Origin of the sequence: Vibrio ouci (assembly GCF_004551525.1) — a bacterium.
GTDB classification, from domain to species: Bacteria; Pseudomonadota; Gammaproteobacteria; order Enterobacterales; family Vibrionaceae; genus Vibrio; species Vibrio ouci.
In genome coordinates, this window is record NZ_SATR01000082.1 from 1 (window position 1) to 6688 (window position 6688).

Consider the following 6688-nt stretch of genomic DNA (forward strand, 5'->3'; position numbering starts at 1 on the left):
CCAAAAGTAACCAAGGCTCTCTCAAAAGCCACCACGAAAATGAAGAAGCGCCAAAGAAATAGGCTAAGAGTTAGAAGCCGTAAACAGTGAAATCAAAGCGAACACTCCGCATATAGTGCCACCGGAAAGAACGTGAAAGGTACAAACTGAAAGGTGTAAAAACGAGCGCCAAAACAGATAAACACCAAAACTTATGACCTTTGATGTCAAACCCGTACTAACGCAACGCTGAGTTAAGTGGTGAACAACGCCCCACCACACTCGATAAAGCCACATTAAACACCGCCGCCAAATTTGCAACTAAAACCGCCGAGCGTTGTGAGTCCGACTTGAACGACTTGTTAATAAAGAGCTTCTGACAAATACGAACTTTGAATAAGCCGAGAAACTTGAAGCCACAAACTAACCCGATATTTTCTGGCTGCTGCCCCACTGAACCCAAAAGAAACCATGGTTCAACGAATGCAAAACGTGAGATTGGAAAGAACAAGCCACCCACAAAAGTCACGTGCAGCTGATTGCCACTAGAAGAAGCCTTTGAGAGCGAAAATGGTAATTGGCAGATTAGCCTTTCGACGAAACCAAATGGCAACAACACCAAAGAACCAACAAAGTTAAAGCGCAATATTCAGCTCAAATTGAACCAAACAACTCAAAGCAAATGACCAACTAATCGCCATAAAAAACACTTGTTAACAGCAGCTTATTAACGCTGAGTTAAGTGGTGAACAACGCCCCACCACCCTCAATAAAGCCACCTTAAACACTGCTGCCAAATTTGTAACCAAAACCGCCGAGCGTTGTGAGTCCGACTTGAACGATTTGTTATGTGCATTTTTTCATCATGGCCGTCCAATCTTGTTCTGATACATCGCCCGGATAAACTTTAATTCTATAGTAACCCGACTTTGTTTGAGACGTTAACTCGACATACCTCGTTTTGAATAGACTTTTCTTAAGTTGCAAATCACTAACTATGTCATGAATAAAGAAATCGCCATCTTTTTCAGTCAAATATCTCTCACGTTTGATGATGAATAAAAAATAGAAACCAATGTAAAAGGTGAAGAAGGTTAATAGAGTTTGAAAGCTAAACTCAGCTAACCCAAAATAGTTGAAACTGAAGTTGATAGCTAAATATGTAAACAACGTAACGCTGATATTTGTCCAGTGATGTCTCTGAGAAATGAATTCTATTTTCCTCTTCATATTTCCTCCAAAAACACCACTATCTATCACTAGAACGCTGTAAGTAAAGACTGGTTTATATGAATACTCGACACATATAACACTATATGCACATAACGCCCAATTAAGGGGTGAACAACGCCTCCAACCAAACCTAACGCATTGTGCCATAAACACTAAACTGGCTTGAAGTGAAAGCGCCGAGCGTTGTGAATCCCTCTTAAATTGCTTGTTAGGGCTAATTTGTGCTTGTCGAAAGATCAGCAATCATATTCATTTCGAATAGCCATTGCTCGATCGCTAATTCACTAGTTGTGCCGCGTCCAATACTCCACGCAACTTGCGTAGCATTTTTTAATGTCCCTATGTGATAACGAGTAGCTAAAGGATTTAAACTCATCAAAGTTTCAACATTTTTATGCGCACACGCATTCCTTACCATTTGCATGTCTTTCAACTTATAGAAACTACCATATGCTGAAATAATGGTATTCATGTTGTGAGGAGCTAAGCCTGTAACAATTGCAGAAATATTGCCTAGATCCCCCCAAGTAGGCTCATAACGAATGAGAAAGTTGTGGTGTCCATTTGCAGTTAAAGCTTGAGAACGTAAGTTCCGAGAAGCTTCATACCCGAGCCGTTTCCACTCATTATTACCGCTTCTCTCACTGATTCCAGTCCCATCTCTAGCAAGAGTTCCTCTACATGAACTAAAAATAAGCTCCCTAGTAAAATGGCACCAGCTCTGCCACATATCAGAGATCAGAACTTCCGTTTTGTAGTTAAATTCCCAGTTTTCAATGTTACCTTTACTACTCTGAATCTGCTGAATTCTACGAGAGTATGACTCACACCTTGAATCAAAATTTCTATACAGTTTTCCTAAGTGCACACCTACTCACCATGTAAGATATTAGCTATGACCTTAAAACGCTCTCGTCTTTGCGGTGTTTTCGTTGTGCTAGACAAACAAGCTTTTACATAAGCAGAATGTTCGCCTTCTGTGTCCTGAAGCTCATGAGCTTCCGCTAACTCCAGAAGCTGAGGGATAATTGTATCGTAATCAAACTGAATACTTTCATTTGCCTCAAACTCAACTAAGTCTTCCATTCCAGGAATCCCGTATTTACAAGCGACAAATGCTGAAAACAAGGAATGTACAATATAGGACTTCATCATGAAAGTATCATGTAACGGCTCAAAAGTAGATGCAAGTAAACTAAAAAATTCATTTACGATTGCAGTATAATTCGGCACCTGAGGAAATTCTCTATCGTATTGCTTGTAAAGATCTTCTATTTGTTTAGATGTTTTAGCAGTTACACCTTTTTCCAGAACAACGATTAGATCTGAGATGAACTCCGAATCTCCCATTCTCGATAGAAGTTTAGGCCCAACAATGCCCAATTCCGCCAGTAATGGAGAGTGTGCGTCTGCAAGGTCAACAATAAACCATTTAAAGTCACCTTGATAAACTGCATGTCGTTTTTCAGCCACAGATAGTGGTGCTGTGTAAGCATTGATACGACGAAACATCTCTAAAAGCTCTGGTCGTGTCGCAGACAAAATTACCGACGCTTCGACTTGATAAGACAAAAAGCGATTACGGTCATCTTCATCAAGGTCAGAAAAATACATACCTTTGTATCGATTGGAGCTAGAGCCAAGTTTAAACTTGTCTTGCATAAAATCCATTATTGCTGTCATTCGTTGCTGACCATCGATAAGTTCTTTAATTGGGCGATTGGTTTTTTCATTAAAGACTTGATATAGGTATATTTTAGGGAATGGATAGCCTTCTAAAATAGTATCGATAAAGTAAGACTTTGCAGTGTCAGGCCAGACTTTCCCGCGCTGATAATCTCGGTTGATAATGACTTCTTTTCGTCCGATTTGGTCGACCAAGTCAATTAGGGTTATCTGACTTACATTAAGGTTCATAGTGTTCTCTCTGGATACTTATTCTTTACTGCATGTATTTTAGCTACAAAGAGAAACAATAGGAAGGCAATTAGCCCTAACGCTAAGTTAAGTGGTGAACAACGCCCCACCGCACTCAATAAAGCCACCTTAAACACCACTGCCAAATTTGCAACCAAAACCGCCGAGCGTTGTGAGTCCGACTTGAACGACTTGTTAATAAAGTGCTTGAAACAAATGCGAACCTCAAATAAGCCAAGAAACTCAACGCCACAAACAAACCCAATATTTTCTGGCTGCTGCCCCACTGAAGTCACAAGAAACCAAAGCGAAACGAATGCAAAACTTTATATTTGAACGAACAAGCCACCCACAAAAGTAACGTACAGCTGATTGCCACTAGAAGAACTGTTGAGAGCGAAAATGGTGATTGGCAGATTAGCCTTTTGACGAAACCAAATGGCGACAACACCAAAGAACCAGTGAAGTTAAGGCGCAATATTCAGCTCAAATTAAACCAAATAACTCAAAGCCAATGACCAACTACTTGCCATAAAAAACACTTGTTAACAGCAGCTTATTAACGCTGAGTTAAGTGGTGAACAACGCCCCACCACACTCAATAAAACCACCTTAAACACCGCTGCCAAATTTGCAACCAAAACCGCCGAGCGTTGTGAGTCCGACTTGAACGACTTGTTAATAAAGCGCTTCCGACAAATACGAACCTTGAATAAGCCGAGAAACTTGAAGCCACAAACTAACCCGATATTTTCTGGCTGCTGCCCCACTGAACCCAAAAGAAACCATGGTTCAACGAATGCAAAAGGTGAGATTGGAAAGAGCAAGCCACCCACAAAAGTCACGTGCAGCTGATTGCCACTAGATGAAGCAATTGAGAGCGAATATGGTGATTGGCAGATTAGCCTTTCGATAAAACCAAATGGCGACAACATCAAAGAACCAGCGAAGTTAAAGCGCAAATTTAAGCTAAATCTGAACCAAACAACTCAAAGCAAATGACCAACCACTCGCCATAAAAACATTTGTTAACAGCAGCTTATTAACGCCCAATTAACGTGTGAGCAGCGCATACACTAAACTAAACCACTGCGCCGTAAACACTAAACTCAACCCGAAGTGAAAGCGCCAAGCGTTGCGAATCACTGTTGAATTGTTTGTTATGTTTTACCACAAGTTACTGAGTTAATTGAGAAAGAACTGCAATTTCAAGCCACTTTTCTGAACCAAACCACATGGCAAGAACCAACTTAGCCACCAAAAGCGACCAACCTAAAACGAGTAAGTCCACTTCCCTGCCCAATGAGGCAACCCTGCCAAGTAACAACAAGCGCCTTGTCTTTCCAACCAAAGCGCAAAACAGTATTGAATTGCCGAGGCAGCTGCCAAGCTGAAATGCTAATTGACTAAGAACCTCAAAGCGACTTAGAGCCAGTGAAACAAGAATCCGAGCGCCACGACCTGACAATGAAGCAACCCACGAATATTGGCATGTTTTACGGGCTGAGAGATTCAAGAACTTAGACCGACAATTCGGATTTGCTGAGTCTACTAGGGACGAATTGCCAGAGGGACAAAGAACCAGAGCCTAAGAACTTTAAGCCTTTGAATTACAAGTAAACATAACGCCAAATTAAGTAGTGAGCAACGCCACCATTTGACCTAAAGCATTGTGCCGTAAACACCAAAGCTGATTCAAACCGAAAATGCCAAGCGTTGCGAATCTGCTTAAATTTATTGTTAGACCGTTACCTATAGCTAGCAGATGACCTACTCACTGTAACACCTTGATAACTATACGATCTTAACAATAGCTCAAGCTCACTTATTGAACATCTGCATTTAGGTCCTAAGATAATTTCTTCGACAGCTTCGTTGCTAAATCCAAACTCGAAATACGACGTTACTGAGCCAGAACATTCCCGAAATCTGACTTCAGATGCATTGCCATACCACTTATTGTTATCGTCAATAAATGGAGTATGCACTATTCGAATTTCTTGTTCTTCTGAGAAAGCTGAATTTTTAAATATATAGGAGGCTCTGGAGCATTTATTAGCCAGTTCAGACAGCTTAATCATTTGATTATTATCCCCCTCAGCCAACGCATCAACAATTTTCATTAACTCAACTATCATTTCTGTTATAAATGCTTGAGTTTGCTCTTCCTCGTATACAACCGGAGAATAGCGCATTGAGTATTCTAATTTAGGATGCATATAAGGAATACCTTGCTCAACACCAAGTTTATTAACATTAAACTTAATACAAGCACCCTCACCGTCACTAGAATATGCACGCCATTGACTTAGTAGGTCGCCATTTTTTGAAAAACAGCAAACATATGGTGTTGGCTCTGGATGAGACATCATTTGCCAAAATGAGTCTATAAGCTCTAAGCGCTTCTCATCAAAATCTTGTTTGCCTACTAGCTCCGTCAACCTAGAGTAAAACTTGCTTCTAAGCCAAATAACCTCTTGGTGATCATTCATGTTCGCTATTGAAGATAGCCACAGTTTTTTGTATTGAAGAATTCCAAGTAAGCCACCAATATTCGTGTAATGGTAAAAGTAATCCATATGTCCTAATTTTCCTGTAAGGTCTAACGCCAAATTAAGGTGTGAACAACGCTGACACCTTACCTAAAGCATTGTGCCATAAACACTAAGCTGGCTTGAAGTGAGAGCGCCAAGCGTTGTGAATCACTCTTAAATTTATTGTTATGTTAACCTTGCCGCCCAGCTTTCAAAACTGGATTCAGCTCGTTCTCAAAGTAAATTTCTAGAGAAGCAACCCAGTGATAGTCACTAATATCTTTCACGTTGAATAAAAATATTCGTGTCTCAGAATCCTGCGCATATTCCTTTATAAGGCCACCAGTGTTATGCCCAACGTGCTCAAGAGACCTTTTTCGCGAGTTAGATAAGCTTCGTCCTACTCTTAAAACACCATCCTTCGGGTGAAACCAAACATAAACGCCAGGATGCCAAATATAATCATCTTGAGTATCTATAGCTTCTTGCACTGAAAGGTTATAATGACAAAACTTACCTAGGAGCGGCTTAAACTCGCGCTCAAATATATCCAAAATGTCGCTAAATCTCATACATCACCGTTCACATAACGCCAAATTAAGGTGTGAACAACGCTACCACCCAACCTAAAGCATTGTGCCATAAACACTAAACTGGCTTGAAGTGAAAGCGCCGAGCGTTGTGAATCACTCTTAAATTTATTGTTATGTTGATTTTCTTCAGTGTAGAAATAGCGTTCAACGGACTAGCTACAACACTTGCCCTGCTCTTGGATTGGAGGACAAGGGACGCTGCCATAAGAGCAAAAGACACAACAATCGCCAGCCTTAGGCTTGAGTAGTTCACCACACCCTTTACATTCATAGAAGTAGAGACATGAATCTGTGGGCATGACTTCCCTGCTTTTATGTCCACACTTCGGGCAAACTAACTCCGATTCCAATACTATTTTCACGAGAGTCTTTCCTTCATTCTGAGCTCTTTCTAAGCATAGAACCTCAGTAGCAACATAACGCCCAATTAAG

General features: G+C 40.7%; 6 protein-coding genes. All 6 read right to left on the bottom strand.

The genetic code is table 11. The features are described from left to right. Window positions 1–1426 precede the first annotated feature (1426 nt). The 6 genes from ELS82_RS22935 to ELS82_RS27405 all read right to left on the bottom strand — a co-directional run bounded on the left by ELS82_RS22935 (window position 1427) and on the right by ELS82_RS27405 (window position 6618). A complete protein-coding gene (locus ELS82_RS22935) occupies window positions 1427–2080 on the bottom strand; it encodes a hypothetical protein (protein ID WP_134837512.1) in 654 nt (217 codons plus the stop codon). A 2-nt stretch (window positions 2081–2082) separates the two neighbouring features. Beyond that, a complete protein-coding gene (locus ELS82_RS22940; RefSeq protein WP_134837513.1) occupies window positions 2083–3129 on the bottom strand; it encodes a DUF262 domain-containing protein in 1047 nt (348 codons plus the stop codon). A 1177-nt stretch (window positions 3130–4306) separates the two neighbouring features. Beyond that, window positions 4307–4597, bottom strand: a complete 291-nt coding sequence (locus ELS82_RS26490; protein ID WP_167489488.1) for a hypothetical protein — start codon at window positions 4595–4597, stop codon at window positions 4307–4309. 280 nt (window positions 4598–4877) lie between these two features. Then, window positions 4878–5708, bottom strand: a complete 831-nt coding sequence (locus ELS82_RS22955) for a DUF2971 domain-containing protein (protein ID WP_134837515.1) — start codon at window positions 5706–5708, stop codon at window positions 4878–4880. A 146-nt stretch (window positions 5709–5854) separates the two neighbouring features. Next, entirely contained in the window at window positions 5855–6235 is a 381-nt protein-coding gene (locus tag ELS82_RS22960) for a hypothetical protein (protein ID WP_134837516.1), read from the bottom strand. Between the two features lie 173 nt (window positions 6236–6408). Continuing rightward, on the bottom strand, window positions 6409–6618 hold the full coding sequence (locus ELS82_RS27405; protein WP_080765384.1) for a GDCCVxC domain-containing (seleno)protein: 210 nt from the start codon (window positions 6616–6618) through the stop codon (window positions 6409–6411). Between the last annotated feature and the right edge of the window lie 70 nt (window positions 6619–6688).